We start from the raw sequence: 15,757 nt of genomic DNA, 5'->3' as shown, positions 1-15,757 counted from the left end.
AGCTCTGACCGAGAGCAGATGTGTCTACTGTGGAGGCGTCGCGTTGGGTTAGATCGATGTGTCATTGCGTGATCTTGTGAGCTCATAACGATTTGCGCTTCCCACGTAAATCGCCCTCTGGGGTGAGATGTTCGCTGACGGCTTTCGTCAGGGGCTGTGACGGCCATGATCTCGGGGTGGATGTGGACTCCCACCTCGCCGCGGTGGAGCAGGCGCTTGTAGCTGTGCGGCGCAGTCAGTCACGTCGGGCGCTCGCTGAGCTGGCTGTTCCGGCCTTCGACGTGCTCGACGTCGTGGAGGCGGCGGAACGCGCTGGGGCTCAGGCCACGGTTTCCAGTGTTGCCTTGGCTTTGCACGTGGACCAGCCCCGGGCCAGCAAGCTGGTGACCAGCGCTGTCGACGCCGGGCTGGTGGCCCGTGTCGCGGACAAGGCGGACGGGCGCCGGGTGTTGCTCGTGCGGACGCCGAGGGGGCGGGCCACGTCCGCTGAGCTGCACCGGGCCCGGCAGAGCGCCTGTGCCGTCGCCATGGCCGACTGGAGCGAGGAGGAGCGGGCGGTGTTCGCCCGGCTGTTCTCGCGCTTCGTGGCCGTGTTCGGTGCGCGATAATCCTGTTGTGACACTGGATGAGTTGATCGTCTACTGCGCCGGGAAGCCAGGTGCGGAGGAGACGTATCCGTGGGGCGAGGCCGAGCTGGTGTGCAAGGTCGGGGGGAAGGCGTTCGCCTTCATCGGCCTGGACGCGCACACGGTCGGGCTGAAGTGCGGCGCTGACGCCGAGGCCGCCGCGGTGTGGCGAGAGCGCTTTCCCGACGACGTCACCGTGAGCGGGTACGTCGGGCGGTACGGGTGGAACACCATCGCGCTCAAGGGAGTTGTGCCCGACGACGACGTGCTGGAGCTCGTCGACGGGTCCTACGAGGCCGTCGTCGCACGGTTGCCCAAGAGCAAGCGGCCTGCTGTCTAGCGGTCTTCCGGTTGGAGGACGCCGAAGATGTTGTTCTCGGTGTCCCTGTAGTACGCGAGCAGGCCCACGCCCGGCATCTTGTCCTTGGGCAGTGCTTCAGTGCCGCCGTTGGCCTCGATGGCCGCGATGGTGGCGTCGATGTCGGCCACGCTGATCGTCATGACGTAGCCGTGGACCGGTGCGTCCGGTGCGGGGTCCGGGCCCCGGCGGGGGAGCAGGCCGCCGTTGACGCCGCGCTCGTCGTCGTCGCCGGTCACGACGGTCCAGTACGGGATGTCGCCCCACTGTTCGATCTTCCAGCCGAAGACCGAGGTGTAGAAGTTCCGCGCTCGCTCGGGATCTGCGGCGTGGATCTCGAAGTGCACAGGACGCTGCATGGGACGGCACGCTACTCCGGACAGTGGTTGTCCGCATTGGCTTCTACTGTGGCGTCATGGCAATCGGAATCCAGGTCACGATGGACGCGGCGGACCCCGGCAAGCTGGCCGCCTTCTGGGCGGAGGCGCTCGGGTACGTGGTGCAGCCGCCGCCTCCCGGGTTCGACTCGTGGGAGGACTTCGCGGTCAAGAACGGCATTCCCTTCGAGTCGGTCAACGACTACTCGGCGATCATCGACCCCGAGGGCGGGGGACCGCGGTTCTTCTTCCAGCGCGTGCCCGAGGGCAAGACGGCGAAAAACCGCCTCCACCTCGACGTGAACGCCGGGCTGGAGGCGGTTGATCGGCTCGTTTCCCTTGGTGCCACGAAGGTCCAGGAGTTCAACGACAACAAGGGCCACTGGGTCGTGATGCTCGACCCGGAGGGCAACGAGTTCTGCGTGCAGTAGCTAGCTGGTGATGTCCTTCGTCTTGAACACCCGCGCCGCGAGCAGCGTGAAGATGCCGCCGTAGGCGAGCGCCGAGAACGTGCCGCGGGCCATCTCCGACCAGTCGATGTCGGTCGAGAGCAGGTCCGCCCACGCCATCGCGTAGTGCGTCGGCAGGTAGTTGCGCAGGTCCCCGAGCGGCTCGATCTGGTCGAGGATCTGCGACACGATCGAGACGAGCACCGTGCCGCCGACGGCGCCGAGAGGCGCGTCGGTGGACACGGACAGGAACATCGCGAGGCCCGCGACCCAGAACAGGTTGATCGAGATGTAGATGACGGCGAACGCCATGGCCAGCACGCCGTCGCCGAACGGGGCGGCCTCGCCGGTCGGGCTCACCACCTCGCCCGTGCCGTACCAGGCCACACCGACGCCCAGTGCCACCGCGGGGAGCAGGGTGAGGGCGAAGACGCTGAGGATGCCGCTGCTGATGGCCTTCTGGCGCAGCAGGCGGTGCCTCGGGACGGGTGCGGCGAGCAGGTACTTGAGGCTCGACCACGACGCTTCGGACGCGATCGTGTCGCCGAAGAACAGCGCCACGATCATCGGCAGCAGGAAGCTGCTGCTCACGAACAGCGTGAGCACCACGAAGTTGATGCCGCTGGCCGTCGCGAGGTCCACGAAGCCGCCGGAGCGGCGGTTCGGGTCGGACTGACCGATCTCGAAGCTCAGGGCCAGGATGAACGGCAGCAGCACCAGGAAGCCCAGCACGAGCTGGGTCCGCCGGCGCCGGATCTGCCGTTGCAGCTCCACGCGGATGCGGAGGGTGCGGCGCGCCTTGTACCCGACCGACGAACCGTCCGGAGCCACCTTGGTGTGCTGCTGGGCGGCCGCGTCGGTGAGGTCGTTGAGCGCGCCGGGGTCGGTGTGGACGCCGTTGTCGTTCACCGGTCCACCTCCTGCCGGATCGAGGCCTTCGTGCGGTTCGGGTTCGCCGTGAGGACCGTTTTCACCAGGGGCGAAACTTCGGCCGCGGACGGCTGATCGGCGCCGGAACTGTCGGTGCCGGCTGGGATAATTGAGTCAAGGGGTCCCCCTTCGCGCGCGAACGACGTGCGCTCGCTCGACGAGGGGACCTCTGCCTCGGCTTGCTCGTGTGCGGTGGCGCCGAGGCCCGCGTCCTCCAGCGCCTCGAGCGCCGCCGAGTCCGGGGCGGCGTCCGTCGCGGACGCCGCTGCCATCAGGAAGTCATTCACCGACCAGCTCCAAGAACGCGTCTTCCAGCCTGCGTCGCGGGCCCGCCGAGTCCACTGCCACACCGGCGGCGACCAGCGCCGTGAGTGCGGCGGCGCGCGGGACGCCGTTCATCGACGCGTGCACGGCGTCCTCGTCCTCGTGCACGTCGTGCACGCCTTCGAGGCCCCGCAGGACATCGGCTGCCTTCGAGGGGGAGTCGACGCGGAACGTCGCCTCGCCGCCTCCCGCCGCGATGTCGGACACCTCGCCGGCGGCGACGAGCTGGCCCTTGTGCATCACGACCACGTGCGAACAGGTCTGCTCCACCTCGGCCAGCAGGTGCGACGACACGACGACCGTGCGTCCGGCCGCGGCGTAGCGGCGCAGGACCTCGCGCATCTGGTGGATCTGGGGCGGGTCGAGACCGTTGGCCGGTTCGTCCAGGATCAGCAGGTCCGGGAGGCCGAGCATCGCCTGCGCGATGGCCAGCCGCTGGCGCATGCCCTGGCTGTACGTGCGCACGCGGCGGTGCACCGCCTTGCCGAGGCCCGCGATCTCCAGCGCCGCCTCGACGTGCGCCTCCTCCAGCGGCCTGCCCGTCGCCGCCCAGTACAGGCGCAGGTTCGCGGCGCCGGAGAGGTGCGGCAGGAAGCCGGAACCCTCGACGAACGAACCGATGCGCGACAGCACGGGAGCACCCGGCGTGACCTTGTGGCCGAAGACGCGGATGTGGCCCTCGGACGGGTGGATCAGGCCCATGACCATGCGCAGCGTCGTGGTCTTGCCGGCGCCGTTGGGGCCGAGCAGACCGAGGACCATGCCGTGCTCCACGCGGAACGACAGGTCCGTCACGGCCTTCACGCCACCGGGGTAGGCCTTGGTCAGGTTCGAGATGACCAGCGGCACGCCCTCGAGGTCCGGGTCGAAGTCCTGTGCCATGCGGCGGCGGAACATCGCGACGATGCCCGAGCCGATCAGCACCAGCAGCGCGATCGCGATGCCCCACAAGGCTGTCGTCGGGAAACCCTCGGTGACGTTGCGACCGGGCACCACGGGCACCGAGAGCTCGTCGGAGGCCAGCGAGACGCGGTACGCGGCGGGCTGTTCGGCGTTCGCGAACGCCTGGTCCGTCGTGGACACCACGAGAGCCAGCTTGTGCTCGCTCTCAACAGGACGGACGGCGCCCGGCAGCGTCACCGTCACCTCGGCGGCGGAACCGTCCGGGGGCAGCGCGACGCGGAACGGCGCGACGATCGAGCCCGGCAGCGTGCGCGTGCCGTCCGCGGAGACGTCGTAGAGCTTCGCGAACAGGATCGCCTCGCCGGACGTCTGGTCACCGCGCGCGATCTTCAGCTTCACCGTCGACGACCCGGTCAGCAGCACCTGCGAGGTCAGTTCCTCCGAGGTGAACACCGCGGCCTGGCCCGGCATGTCGAGCGAGAGCCGCGACGAGATCGCCGACGACCGCGACAGGGCCGAACCGAGACCCGGCAGGTTGCTGATCGACGCCGGGTTGCCGCCCGCCGGGTTCACGACGACCTGCTCGCGCCCGCTGAGCTTCAGCGTCTTGCGCTCGGTCGAGGAGCCCTGGGCGAGACCGGGGTAGGACGGCGCGACGACCGTGCGCAGCGACGGCTGGCCGGACGAGCGGAACGCGCCCTGCACCGTGTACTCGAAGCCCGTGCCGGGGTCGGCGCCCTTGCCGCGCAGGTGGAAGTCCATCCAGTCGGCGATCTCGCCGCGCAGCGCAGTGCCGGGGTTGCCGCCGTCGTGGCCGCCCGCGTACCAGACCATCTTGACCTGGGCGCCCGCCGCGGCGATCTGACGCGCGGTGGCGTCGGACTGGTCGAGGCCGAACAGGGTGTCCTGCTCGCCCTGCACCAGCATCGTCGGCTGCTTGATCTGGTCGGTCACGGCGACGGGGGACGACTTGCGCAGCAGCTCGAGCGTCTGCTGCGAGGCGCTGCCCGTCGTGGCGACCTCGGTGTAGGCGGCGCAGACCTCGGGCGTGAAGCGGCCGCACGCGCCGAGAGACGGCGTCGGCGGCTGCTGGCCCTGCGCACCCGAGTTCCCACCCGGTTGCTGCTGCGGCACGGCGGCCTGCTGGTTGTTCGACTCCCGCTGGCCCTGCTCGGGCGCGTCACCCGTGGGCGACGAGAGGTCGATCGACGTCATGCCCGCGGAGAAGAAGATGCCCGCCCACGAGCGCTTGAAGACACCGTCCTCGCCGAACGCCGTGGCGGACGGGGTGGCGTCCGCACGCGGGGTCGCCAGCGCCGAGTTCGGCAGCAGCGACTGGGCGAGGTCGTTGTACGTGATGACCGGGACGATCGTGTCGACGCGCTTGTCGACACCCGCGAGCAGCAGTGACAACGCACCGCCGTACGACGCGCCTGTCACGCCCACGCGCGGGTCACCGCCGCTGTCCTTCTCCACCTCGTCACGTGTGCCGAGGAAGTCGAGGAGCTTCTGCGCGTCGCGGACCTCGCGGTCGACGGAGTTCAGCGCGATCTGGCCCGTGCTGCGGCCGAAACCGCGCGCGGACCACGTCAGCACGACGAATCCGCGCCGGGCGAACTCCTCGGCCTGCGTGTGCACGCTGCGCAGACTGCCGCCGAAACCGTGCGCGAGCATGATCGCGGGCGCGGGCGTCTGCTGGGGGAGGTAGAGGCGTGTCTCGATCGTCACCGTCTGAGCGCTGTCAGGGCTCTCAGGTGCGTCGATGTTCGCTTCTTTGAAGGAAACGGCTACGGGGTCGTCTCCGGATCGAGTGAAGTACACGCCACCTGCGACGAGGGCGAGGACCACGATCAATGCGGGGATCGTCCACCTGCCGCGAAGGCGGGATAGGCGGGACACGCCGATGACGATATGCGAGTTTTGCTGAGAACGTTCTGTCGGGATCCGGCCGCGGTCTCAGCATCAGTGGATCTTCAGCGGGCCTTCAGGTAGGGCCTGTTCAGCACGAACGGCACGTGGCTTATTCCCATCGTGCCTGGTTGCGTGGGTCTGCTCACCCTGTGTGGCGCCAACCGCACCTCGTGGAGCACAATATTGACGCAGCATGGAGGGGAGTACTCCCTAAGCGGCGGTGTCGTCAGTACGGAGCTCTTCGTGGAGCTCCCGGTGCCGTCGGTCGTTCGAGGATCGTCTCGGCGGCGGAGGAGACCTCCGGGTGAATTTGGCATGCGCTGAGAATCCCGGAGGTTGGGTTGTGAACGTCCCCGCATGGATGTGGCTCGCGACGATCGGTGGTCTGCTCGTCCTTCTCGCCGTGGACCTCGTGATCGTCGATCGGAAACCCCATGAGGTGACGATCGGTGAAGCCGCCCGCTGGGTGATCTTCTACGTGGCCATGGCCGCCCTCTTCGGTCTCGGGATCTGGTACTTCTCCGGCGGGCAGTACGCCACGGAGTTCTTCGCCGGGTACATCACCGAGTACTCGCTGAGCGTCGACAACCTGTTCATCTTCTTGATCATCATGACGACGTTCAAGGTGCCCGCGATCCACCAGCACAAGGTGCTGCTGATCGGCATCGTGCTCGCCCTCGTCATGCGCGGCATCTTCATCGCGGCCGGCGCGGCGCTCATCGCCCAGTTCAGCTGGGTCTTCTTCATCTTCGGCGCGTTCCTCATCTACACCGGCTGGCAGCTGGCTCGGGAGAACCACGACGAAGAAGAGGAGTACAAGGAGAACCTGATGCTGCGCATGGTGCGCAAGGTTTTCCCGGTGACGGACGACTACCACGACTCGAAGTCGTTCATCAAGATCGACGGCAAGCGCTACGTGACCCCGATGTTCATCGTGATGGTCGCGATCGGCTCCACCGACCTGCTCTTCGCGCTCGACTCGATCCCCGCGATCTTCGGCCTCACCAAGGAGCCGTTCCTGGTGTTCACGGCCAACGCGTTCGCGCTGATGGGCCTGCGCCAGCTGTACTTCCTGCTCGGCGGCCTGCTCGCGAAGCTCATCTACCTGTCGATCGGCCTGTCGGTCATCCTCGGCTTCATCGGCGTCAAGCTGATCCTCGAGGCGCTGCACACCAACAACCTGCCGTTCCTCAACGGCGGCGAGCCGTTCCACGTGCCGACCATCGGCATCGAGGTCTCGCTGTCGGTGATCATCGGCGTCCTGGCGATCACGACGATCGCCAGCCTGTGGAAGGTGAAGCGCCACCCCGAGGCCGCCAAGCACATCGGCGCCGACGCGAACCAGCACTAGTTCCGGCGCGGTGAAGTGGCACGTGCCCCTCGGGGCGCGTGCCACTTCTGCTTTCAGCCGACGGTGACGCCGTTCTGGTAGACGCCGCGGACGGCCTGCTTCAGCGTTCCGGCCTTCACGTGCTGCTCGGCGTCACCCTCCACGAGCACGAGATCGGCGAGCTTGCCCGGTGCGAGTTCGCCGAGGTCGTTTCCGAGGCGCATGAGGTCCGCGGCCGACGTGGTGGTCGCGTGGAGCGCCTCGGCCGGGGTCATGCCGTACTCGACCATCAGCGTGAGCTCGTTGAGGTTGTCGCCGTGCGGGCCGACGCCGGAGTCGGTGCCCATCGCGATCTTCACGCCCGCCTGGTGCGCCTTCTGGAACGACAGGGTGTGCTGTGCGACAACGGATCGGGCCTTGTCGAGGATGACGTCCGAGATCGCCGTGCCGGCCGCGGCCTGGTCGAGCACCATGCGCGGGGCCATCAGCGTCGGCACCAGCCACGTGCCGTTCTTGAGCATCTCCTCGACACCCTCGTCGGTGAGGAAAACGCCGTGCTCGATGGACCGCACGCCGTTGCGCACGGCCGTGAGGATGCCGTCGCCGCTCATCGCGTGCGACATGACGGCGATGCCCGCCGCGTTGGCCTCCTGCACGATCATCGCGATCTCCTCGTCGCGGAAGTGCGCGTGACGGGGGTTGCTGCGCGGGGACATCACGCCGCCGCTCGACGCGATCTTGATGATGTCGGCGCCGTGGCGGACCAGCGTGCGGATGACCTTGCGCAGCTCCTCGGGGCCGTCGGCGACGGTGTCCGGGAGCCCGGGGTGCAGCGGCGGTGAGATGTGGGCGCCGCACTGCATCCAGTCGTCGTTGTGGCCACCGGTCTGCGAGACCATGTTGACCGCGATCTGCATGCGCGGGCCCTGCACGAGGCCGCGCCGCACCGCCTCCGCGACGCCGAGGTCGGCGCCGAGTGCGTCGCGGACCGTGGTGATGCCGCACTGCAGCGTCGCCTTCATGTTCCCGATCGCCTCGTAGAACGGCAGCGAGAACGGCGTGTTCAGCGACCGCACCAGATCCGCGCCGCTGAACATGAAGTGCACGTGGCAGTCGAACAGCCCGGGCAGGATCGTGTGACCGGTCGCGTCGACCCTGGTGTCGCCGTCGAGCCCGATGCCGACGTCGACGATGCGGTCGCCCTCGACCACCACGTCGCCGGGCTCGCTCGCCCGGCCGGTGAAGACCCTGCCTCCGGAGAACACGATGCGCGTCATACGCGGGAATCTATGCCGCGAGTCAATTTTTGTGATCGGTCAACAAATAACTCTGAGCCTTGCTAACAAGTTCTGTTAACGTCCTGGCCGTGCGCCCTGAAGACCTGCAGCTGCTCACCACGCCCGGCACCGTCGCCGTGTCCGGAGACCTGGTGCTGGTCAGCATCACCACGCCCGACCTCGACAAGAACACCTACCGGGGCGGTCTGCACCGGGTGTTCCCGGACGGCACGACAACACCGTGGACGCACGGTGATCGGGACAATGCACAGCGCATTTCTCCCGACGGGAAGCTGGTCGCGTTCCTGCGCGTCAGTGGAAAGTCGAAGCCTCAGATCTACGTCGTTCCGGTCGACGGCGGCGAACCCCGCAAGCTGACCGATCTGCCCCTGGGCGCCGGCGCCCCGGTGTGGTCGCCGGACTCGACGCGCCTCGCCTTCGTGGCCCGCCTGCCCGAGGAAGGCCGCTACGGCACGACCGACGACGGCCCCGAGTCCGAGGCGCCGCGCCGCATCACGCGCCTCGACTACCGCGTCGACGACGTCGGCTTCCTGCTCGACCGCCGCCCGCGCCTGCACGTCGTGGACCTGGAGGGCACGGTCACCGCGGTGACCGACGGCTCGCACGACGTCTCCGACCCGGCCTGGCTCGACGACTCGACGCTGGTGTTCGCCGCGCCGCGCGACCTCGGCGCCGTCGAGACGCTGCACTCCGACCTGTACACCGTGCCCGCCGTGGGGGACTCCGTCTCCCTGCTGGTGCGCGCCGCCGGCGAGGCCTCCATGCCGTTCGTCGCCCACGGCTCGCTGTACTGGCTGGGCTCGGAGTTCGAGGGCATCAACGGCGTCGCCCGCAACCACGGCCTGTGGAAGGCCGAGCTCGACGGGTCCGGCGCCACCAGGCTCACCGACGTCGAAACCGTGGACGTGGAACGGCTTTCTGGCCCGCCCGTGGCCGACTCCTCCGGCATCCTGCTGGTCGTGCGCAACCGCGGCGCGCTGGAACTGCGGCGAATCCCCTTCGACGGCGGCCCCGGCGAGGTGCTGGCGGGCTCCTCCGCCGCAGTCCGTTCGTTCGCGACCGACGGGTCCACAGTGGTCGCCGTCGTGTCCACTCCGGACAGCGTCGGCCAGGTCGAGTTCGTCGGAACCGGTGTGCGCACGGCGTTCCCATCGGTCGAGGCACGCCGCGTCGTGGAGCTCAACGGCTCGGCGTCGGACGGCTACCCGGTCCACGGCTGGCTCGTGCTGCCCGAAGGCGACGGCCCGCACCCCGTCGTCATGGCGGTGCACGGCGGCCCGTTCATGTACCACAGCTGGGGCTTCTTCGACGAGGCCCAGGTCTACGCCACCGCCGGCTACGCCGTCGTGCTGCCGAACCCGCGCGGCTCCGCCGGCTACGGCCAGGCCCACGGCCAGGCGGTCATCGGCAAGTTCGGCACCGTCGACGTGGACGACGTCCTGTCCCTTTTGGACGTCGCACTGTCCCGTGAGGACCTCGACTCCGAACGCGTCGGCGTGATGGGCGGCTCCTACGGCGGCTTCATGACGTCGTGGCTGTCCGCGCACCACGGCGAACGCTTCAAGGCGGCCTGGTCCGAACGCGCCGTCAACGCCTGGGACTCCTTCGGCGGCTCCTCGGACATCGGCTACTTCTTCGCCGACGCCTACTGCGGCACCGACCCCGAGGCGCAGCGCGCGATGTCGCCGCTCACCTACGCCGAGAAGATCAACCTCCCGTTCGCGGTCGTGCACTCCGAGCACGACTGGCGCTGCCCGCTGGAGCAGGCGCAGCGGATGTTCGTGGCGTTGAAGAGGCGTGGCGTCGAGACGGAGATGCTGATCTTCCCGGGTGAGGGGCACGAGCTGACCCGGACGGGGCAGCCGCGGCACCGGCGTCAGCGGTTCGACGCGGTTCTGGAGTGGTGGGGGCGCTACCTCAAGGCCTGACCCGTTCGGAACAGCCAGCCGACCGGTGACTCCCGCACCGCGTCCGCCTTCAGCCACACGCGGACGCGGCGCGGGACCAGCCTGACCGAGCGGAGCTTGTCCTCCAGTTCGGCGAGTTCGCTGCGCACCAACTCATCCAGCGCGACATCGATGTGCAGGCTCGTCGTCGTGTCCGCGCGCAGCTCGGTGAAGCGGTCGCCGACGTGCCCGCGGAAGCGGTGGAAGTCCTTGGGGAACGTCTCGCGGAGTTCGAGGACCTTCTCGACGGGCACGTTCGCCAGGCCTTCGGGTACGACGGTGTCCACCGCGGCGGTGACGAACGACTGGGTCGCGTCGTACCTGGAGGAGCGTGGTGGCACACCGAGCAGCACCTCGGCGATGCGGTCGACGTCCTGCTCCAGCAGCACGCCGTGCGGGAGTGGCTGGTCGGTCAGGGGATGCAGCGACTCGGCCCTGGCGAGATGGTCGGCCGGTTGTGGTGGCCCCCGGCCGAGCTGACGCGCGGCAACTGCGTGAGCACCCCGGCCCGGACGAACTCGACCGCCGTCGGTGAGTCCGCCGTTCTGTACCCGTCCGGGACCAGGCGAGTGATCTTCGGCCAGTACATCGCCGCGTACTTCAGCCACGTGTCGTCACGAACGTGGATGTTCGGGTAGTAGAACGCGATCGAAGGCGCGTGCTTGCGCGGCTGCTCGACGTGCAGGCTGCCGATCTGCGTCGCCGTGCCGGTGACGTCGCCTTTGATCTCGTTGTGCGTGCTCACCCGAGCAGTGTGTAGTTGAGCTCCTCGCACACGCGCGCCAAAGGCAGATCCAGACCCGGATGGTCCAACGGCAGCAACACGTCCGGCGCCGCCGGCAACCCCGAAGCTCCAGGCGGGTCCCACAGGCAGATCGCCGGATCCCCGGAGTCCATCGACGACCGGTACCAAAGCCCGTCCAGCTCCGGATAAGCCGCCCGAATCGCCCGCGACCAAGCCTGCGTCACGATCTTCGGCCCGGTCGAGATCTCCTGCGACGCCCCGACCCGCGTGGGCCACAACCCACCCAGGTCCAGCAGCCGCAACGTGCGCCGGGGCCGCAGCACGACCAGGAACGGCGAGCGGGTGCGGCGGTCCACGATCGACGTGGCCTGGAAGACCTCGGCGATCGACGTGCGCACGGACAGGCCGAAGTACAGGACGCCGTTCTCGTGGTCCTGCACCGGTGAGCCGTCGTCCGCCGGTTGTTGTGCGTCGAAGCGGGCGTGGGGGAGGGGGCCCGTGTAGCGGAACGTGTTCCAGCGCTGGGGGTGGGAGCCCTTCGCCGTGAACACGCGCACCAGGCGGGTGGCCCGGTGCACCGCCACCACGTCCTCGGTGCGGCGCAGGTGCGCTTGGAGCACGGCAGGGGCAGGCGGCTGCGGAAGCCGTGACATTCGGGTCCTGTCGGGTGTTCGGGAACGCGCTCAGGCCGGTGTGCCGAGTGCGGAGGCCAGGGTGGCGACGCGGCGGGGGTCTCCTCCTGCGAGGAGCCAGTCGCGCGGGGTCGCGGGCTTGCCGTCTACGGGCAGGTCCTCCTGGTCGGTGGTCATGAACGCGGCGACGACGAGCGCCGGTTGGTCCGGCGGGATCTCCGCCAGGACGGTTTCGAGGCCCGGCAGGACGCCGGTGCCCGCGAACTGCCACGCGGGCAGGCGCCAGCTGCCCCTGTCCTTCCAGCCGACGAGCCTGCCGACGCCGAGGCGGTGCCGGATGCGGCTGGTGTCCACCTGGAGCTGGCGGGCGGCCTCGTTCACGGTCAGGGCCGAGTCGCGCAGGACCGCGTGGGCCACGACCGTGCGGGTGCGCGGCTTGGCGTCGGCGGGGCCCGCCGGGGAGAGGTCCAGGCCCACGTCGGTGAGCGCCGCCTGCTGGTCCGGCGTGAAGTAGGTGGCCGGTTCCGGGTGCGGTGGAGCCAGCCTGCGTGCCGCGTCGGACACGAGGGCCAGGAACTCGTCGGGGCTCACCTGCAGGCCGGCCTTGGCCAGCACCGTCTCCAGCGCGGGGCTCATGCGCACAGAATATCCCGTGCGTGCGCATCTGTGCGCCCTACGAACGGCTCAAGCTCGAAGGTTCGACGTTGCGCGGTCACGCAGCGACGCTACGTGAGATTCTCCGGTCCGGACCGGTGACGTGGGCCTCATCTGGTCGATCGATACCATTCCCCGATGCAGCTCGACCGCACCGCCAAGCAGGTCGTGGTGGCGTGGGCCGCCGTCATGATCGCCAGCCTCGCCCACATCATGTACCGCCCACCGGAGTGGTATCTCGACCTGCGCGTCTACCGCAACGGCGGAGTGGCGTTCCTCGAGGACCTCCCCCTCTACGTCGACGGCTTCGCGAACCCCCTCGGCGGGCCCGACCTGCCCTTCACCTACCCGCCGATCGCCGCCGTGCTGTTCAGCCTGCTGGCGGTCGTGCCGCTCGGGGTCGCGATCTTCGCGGTGGGAGCGGCCAACCTCGCGGCGCTCACCGCGCTGTGCCTGATCGCGGCGAGCCGCGTGGTGGGCTGGGGGCCTCGCGCCGTGTCGTGGGGGCTGGGCGCGGCGGCGGTGTCGTCGATCTTCGACCCGATGCGCGAGACGTTGTGGTTCGGGCAGATCAACCTGCTGCTGGGCATCCTGGTGATGGCCGACTGCCTGCTGGAACGCACTCGCTGGTGGCCTCGGGGCGCGCTGATCGGGCTGGCCGCGGCGATCAAGCTGACGCCGGCGTTCTTCGCGTTGTACTTCGTGGCGCGACGGCAGTGGAAGCCCGTGTTCGTGTCCATCGGGTCGTTCTTCGCGTTCGGGCTGCTCGGGGCGCTGATCTCGTTCGGTGACGCGAAGGAGTACTGGACGCACGCGCTGCTCGACCCCGGCCGTGTCGGGCGCCTCACCTACACGGCGAACCAGTCCCTCCGCGGCGTGCTGGCGCGGTTCGGTCTGGAGAACGGTGCCCAGGTCGCCGTGTGGCTCGTGCTGTCGCTTCTCGTCGTGGCGACGGTGTGGTGGTTGGCGTCGCAACTCGGCGACGTCGAGGCTTTCTTCGCCGTGGCGATCGGCGGCCTGCTGATCTCACCGGTGTCGTGGGGGCACCACTGGGTCTGGATCGGGCCCGCGCTCGTGCTGCTCTCGCGACCGGCCCTGCTCCGTCACTGGGCCTCGTACGCGATCATCGCCATCTTCGCGGCCGGGCCGCACTGGTGGTTCCCGAACGACAACGACGTCGAGCGCGACTGGGCGTGGTGGCAGCAGCTGATCGGCAACCTCTACGTGTTCGCCGGGGTCGCCGTGCTGGTCACACTCGCTGTGCGCGTGGTGCGAGACCGCCGTCGAGCTGCTTCAACCGCAAGCTGAACAGCACCAGCACCACACCCCACAGGATCGCGAACCCGCCGATGGTGATCACGAACGCCATCGCGCCCGCCGCCGGGTTCACGATCAGGATGATGCCGAGCAGCGCCGTCAGCGCGCCGGTGACGACGTAGAACCACTCGTTCGTCATCACCTTGCGCAGGCGGACGGCGTCGACGATCTGCAGCACGCCCGTGACGAGCGCCCACGCGGCGATGAGCAACAGCAGCGCGTTCGCCGTGATGCCCGGCCAGAACAACGCGATCAGGCCAGTGACCAGGCCGAGCACGCCGATGAGGCCCAGGGCCCAGCGCGCGGGCCACTCCTCGTGGGTGAGGGTCAGGTACAGCATCATCGCGCCGTCGAAGAACGCGTAGGCGCCCCAGAGGATGATCAGCGCCAGCAGTGTGAGGCCCGGCCAGACCAGGGCGGCCACACCGAACAGGACAGCGAACACTCCGCGCACCGTGAAGAGCCACCACCGTTGCATGGCGAGGATCGTCTCGGCTGTCGCGAGGCTCGGCAACCTGAGACCCTCGTTCGGTGCTGATCCGAGTGGCTGACTGGGAACGCATCCGGTCCGGCGAGGTCACGCTGCAGTTCCGGCGGTGGAAGCGGCCGACCGTGCGCGCCGGCGGAACCCTGCGGACGTCGCTGGGCGTCCTGGCGATCGACGCGGTCGACGTCGTCTCCCGCGTGACGAGGGCCGAGGCGGTGGCGGCCGGGTTCACGACCGTCGCCGCGTTGAAGTCCTCTGTGGACGGAAAAGAAGGCTCCCTTTACCGCGTCCGTCTGCGTTATGTGGGCGAGGATCCGCGCATCGAGCTGCGTTCTTCGTCCGATGTGGACGGACTGGTGCTCGCCGGGGAAGCTCTCGCGTTGCTGCGGCTGATCGCGGCGAACCCCGGAGTGCGGGCCGCGGACCTGGCGGCGTCGATCGGACGCGAGAAGCTGCCGTTCAAGGCGGATGTCCGCAAGCTGAAGGCCAAGGGGCTCACGGAATCCCTGGAGGTGGGGTACCGCCTCTCCCCGCGGGGAGAGGCGTACCTGCGTTCCCTCTGACTAGTTCTGGCCCGTGATCATCGACACCGCGCGGTCCTGCGTCTGCTCGTTCACCTCGGCGACCTGGAAGCCGCGCGCCACGGCGTGCGCCACCAGCTCGGGCTCCGGCGGCAGGCCGTACTTGCGCAGGTAGTGCGGCACGGCACCCGCCCAGATCCAGGTGCCGTCGGTGCGGAAGTTCAGCGGCACGTCCTGCTCGCCGCTCTGCGAGAACTCGTCGAGGTCGTAGCTGCGCGCGGCCAGCACGACCGGCGCCGACTCGAGGTAGTTCAGCAGTCCGTCGAGCAGCTGCGGGTCGACCGGCTGGCGGTTCACCACGATGCGGCCGTCGTCGTTCTTGCCGTCGTACACGCGCGCCGTCCGCAGCTCGCCCTGACCCGCCTGCTGCTCCTGCTGCTGCGGCGGGACCTGGTACTCCTGCTGCTGCGGAGGCTGCTGGGGTTCCGGCTCGGGCGCGGGCAGCGGCGGCAGGCCGACGCGCTGGCGCCACCAGTCCGGGATCTGCCGGTCCGGCCGCGGGAACGTCTGCAGCTCGTCGCGGAAACCGATGGGCGGCGGCGCGTTGCGCCACCTCGGCTCGTCCTCGGCGTTGAAGTCCACCGTGAACGCCGCCGGCGCCTCGATCTCGTACGTCGCGCTCAGCCACGTGCCCCGCTCGGGGTGGTACATGCCCCCGCGCAGGTGCCCGAACATCTGCACGACGTCCATGGGCGGCCGCACCGGTCGCAGCTGGCCGTCGGGCCCGGCGAACGCCAGGTCGACCTCGATGTGCCTGCCCGCCGCGCGGTACTCGGCCCGGATGCGCTGCCAGCCCTGCGGTACGACCGGCAGCATGGCACGGCCGATCTGCCGCACCAACTGCTGCTGGTCCTGCTCGCTCAGCGGTGTAGCCGGCTGGCTCATGTGG

The 15,757-nt window shown here is 69.1% G+C and carries 18 protein-coding genes; 7 read left to right on the top strand and 11 right to left on the bottom strand.

The genetic code is table 11. The features are described 5' to 3' along the window. Positions 1-176: 176 nt before the first annotated feature. Positions 177-608: a MarR family winged helix-turn-helix transcriptional regulator gene (locus IE307_RS29500; protein WP_229905190.1), complete on the top strand. Its 432-nt coding sequence runs from the start codon at positions 177-179 to the stop codon at positions 606-608. A gap of 7 nt (positions 609-615) precedes the next feature. After that, positions 616-966: an MmcQ/YjbR family DNA-binding protein gene (locus IE307_RS29495; protein WP_191302651.1), complete on the top strand. Its 351-nt coding sequence runs from the start codon at positions 616-618 to the stop codon at positions 964-966. Here IE307_RS29495 and IE307_RS29490 read toward each other — a convergent pair. Next, a complete protein-coding gene (locus IE307_RS29490) occupies positions 963-1,343 on the bottom strand; it encodes a VOC family protein (protein ID WP_191302650.1) in 381 nt (126 codons plus the stop codon). The two genes, IE307_RS29495 and IE307_RS29490, sit on opposite strands and share 4 nt — an antisense overlap. Positions 1,344-1,399: 56 nt before the next feature. On the opposite strand from IE307_RS29490, the gene IE307_RS29485 reads away from it, so the two are divergent. Next, positions 1,400-1,792 carry a VOC family protein gene (locus IE307_RS29485; protein WP_191302649.1) on the top strand — a complete coding sequence of 131 codons (393 nt, stop codon included), beginning with the start codon at positions 1,400-1,402 and terminating at the stop codon, positions 1,790-1,792. On the opposite strand, the gene IE307_RS29480 is transcribed toward IE307_RS29485, so the two are convergent. The 3 genes from IE307_RS29480 to IE307_RS29470 are packed head-to-tail and all read right to left on the bottom strand — an operon-like array spanning position 1,793 to position 5,866. Continuing rightward, positions 1,793-2,719, bottom strand: coding sequence for an ABC transporter permease (locus IE307_RS29480; RefSeq protein ID WP_191302648.1), 927 nt, complete (start codon positions 2,717-2,719; stop codon positions 1,793-1,795). After that, positions 2,716-3,027, bottom strand: a complete 312-nt coding sequence (locus IE307_RS29475) for a hypothetical protein (RefSeq protein ID WP_191302647.1) — start codon at positions 3,025-3,027, stop codon at positions 2,716-2,718. The genes IE307_RS29480 and IE307_RS29475 overlap by 4 nt, the downstream gene beginning before the upstream one ends. Then, on the bottom strand, positions 3,020-5,866 hold the full coding sequence (locus IE307_RS29470; RefSeq protein WP_191302646.1) for an alpha/beta fold hydrolase: 2,847 nt from the start codon (positions 5,864-5,866) through the stop codon (positions 3,020-3,022). The genes IE307_RS29475 and IE307_RS29470 overlap by 8 nt, the downstream gene beginning before the upstream one ends. 355 nt (positions 5,867-6,221) lie before the next feature. Here IE307_RS29470 and IE307_RS29465 point away from each other — a divergent pair, with 355 nt between their 5' ends. After that, positions 6,222-7,229: a TerC family protein gene (locus tag IE307_RS29465; protein WP_191302645.1), complete on the top strand. Its 1,008-nt coding sequence runs from the start codon at positions 6,222-6,224 to the stop codon at positions 7,227-7,229. A gap of 53 nt (positions 7,230-7,282) precedes the next feature. On the opposite strand, the gene IE307_RS29460 is transcribed toward IE307_RS29465, so the two are convergent. Then, positions 7,283-8,485: a metal-dependent hydrolase family protein gene (locus IE307_RS29460; protein ID WP_191302644.1), complete on the bottom strand. Its 1,203-nt coding sequence runs from the start codon at positions 8,483-8,485 to the stop codon at positions 7,283-7,285. 89 nt (positions 8,486-8,574) lie between these two features. Here IE307_RS29460 and IE307_RS29455 point away from each other — a divergent pair, with 89 nt between their 5' ends. Next, positions 8,575-10,434 carry a S9 family peptidase gene (locus tag IE307_RS29455; RefSeq protein ID WP_191302643.1) on the top strand — a complete coding sequence of 620 codons (1,860 nt, stop codon included), beginning with the start codon at positions 8,575-8,577 and terminating at the stop codon, positions 10,432-10,434. Here the strand turns inward: IE307_RS29455 and IE307_RS29450 are convergent. Genes IE307_RS29450 through IE307_RS29435 form a run of 4 tightly spaced genes read right to left on the bottom strand, consistent with a single transcriptional unit; the run spans position 10,419 to position 12,465 of the window. After that, entirely contained in the window at positions 10,419-10,841 is a 423-nt protein-coding gene (locus tag IE307_RS29450; RefSeq protein ID WP_191302642.1) for a DUF6236 family protein, read from the bottom strand. The genes IE307_RS29455 and IE307_RS29450 overlap by 16 nt on opposite strands. Positions 10,842-10,864: 23 nt before the next feature. Continuing rightward, positions 10,865-11,197: a hypothetical protein gene (locus tag IE307_RS29445; protein ID WP_191302641.1), complete on the bottom strand. Its 333-nt coding sequence runs from the start codon at positions 11,195-11,197 to the stop codon at positions 10,865-10,867. Then, the gene (locus IE307_RS29440; RefSeq protein WP_093596775.1) at positions 11,194-11,850 is read right to left on the bottom strand and encodes an RES family NAD+ phosphorylase; all 657 of its coding nucleotides are present in this window, start codon (positions 11,848-11,850) and stop codon (positions 11,194-11,196) included. Before IE307_RS29440 ends, IE307_RS29445 begins: the two co-directional genes overlap by 4 nt. A 30-nt stretch (positions 11,851-11,880) precedes the next feature. Then, positions 11,881-12,465 (bottom strand): DNA-binding protein, encoded by a 585-nt coding sequence (locus IE307_RS29435; RefSeq protein WP_191302640.1) that lies wholly within the window; start codon positions 12,463-12,465, stop codon positions 11,881-11,883. A gap of 156 nt (positions 12,466-12,621) precedes the next feature. Here IE307_RS29435 and IE307_RS29430 point away from each other — a divergent pair, with 156 nt between their 5' ends. Further along, positions 12,622-13,791, top strand: coding sequence for a glycosyltransferase 87 family protein (locus IE307_RS29430; protein ID WP_191302639.1), 1,170 nt, complete (start codon positions 12,622-12,624; stop codon positions 13,789-13,791). On the opposite strand, the gene IE307_RS29425 is transcribed toward IE307_RS29430, so the two are convergent. Further along, entirely contained in the window at positions 13,733-14,278 is a 546-nt protein-coding gene (locus IE307_RS29425) for an HdeD family acid-resistance protein (RefSeq protein WP_191302638.1), read from the bottom strand. The two genes, IE307_RS29430 and IE307_RS29425, sit on opposite strands and share 59 nt — an antisense overlap. 53 nt (positions 14,279-14,331) lie before the next feature. Here IE307_RS29425 and IE307_RS29420 point away from each other — a divergent pair, with 53 nt between their 5' ends. After that, positions 14,332-14,850 carry a hypothetical protein gene (locus tag IE307_RS29420; RefSeq protein WP_191302637.1) on the top strand — a complete coding sequence of 173 codons (519 nt, stop codon included), beginning with the start codon at positions 14,332-14,334 and terminating at the stop codon, positions 14,848-14,850. On the opposite strand, the gene IE307_RS29415 is transcribed toward IE307_RS29420, so the two are convergent. Further along, positions 14,851-15,753 carry a hypothetical protein gene (locus IE307_RS29415; RefSeq protein ID WP_191302636.1) on the bottom strand — a complete coding sequence of 301 codons (903 nt, stop codon included), beginning with the start codon at positions 15,751-15,753 and terminating at the stop codon, positions 14,851-14,853. Positions 15,754-15,757 lie beyond the last annotated feature (4 nt).

It is taken from the genome of Lentzea cavernae (assembly GCF_014653695.1).
GTDB lineage: Bacteria > Actinomycetota > Actinomycetes > Mycobacteriales > Pseudonocardiaceae > Lentzea > Lentzea cavernae.
The sequence above is the reverse complement of the archived record's forward strand: the minus strand, read 5'-3'. Positions and strand labels throughout refer to the sequence as shown.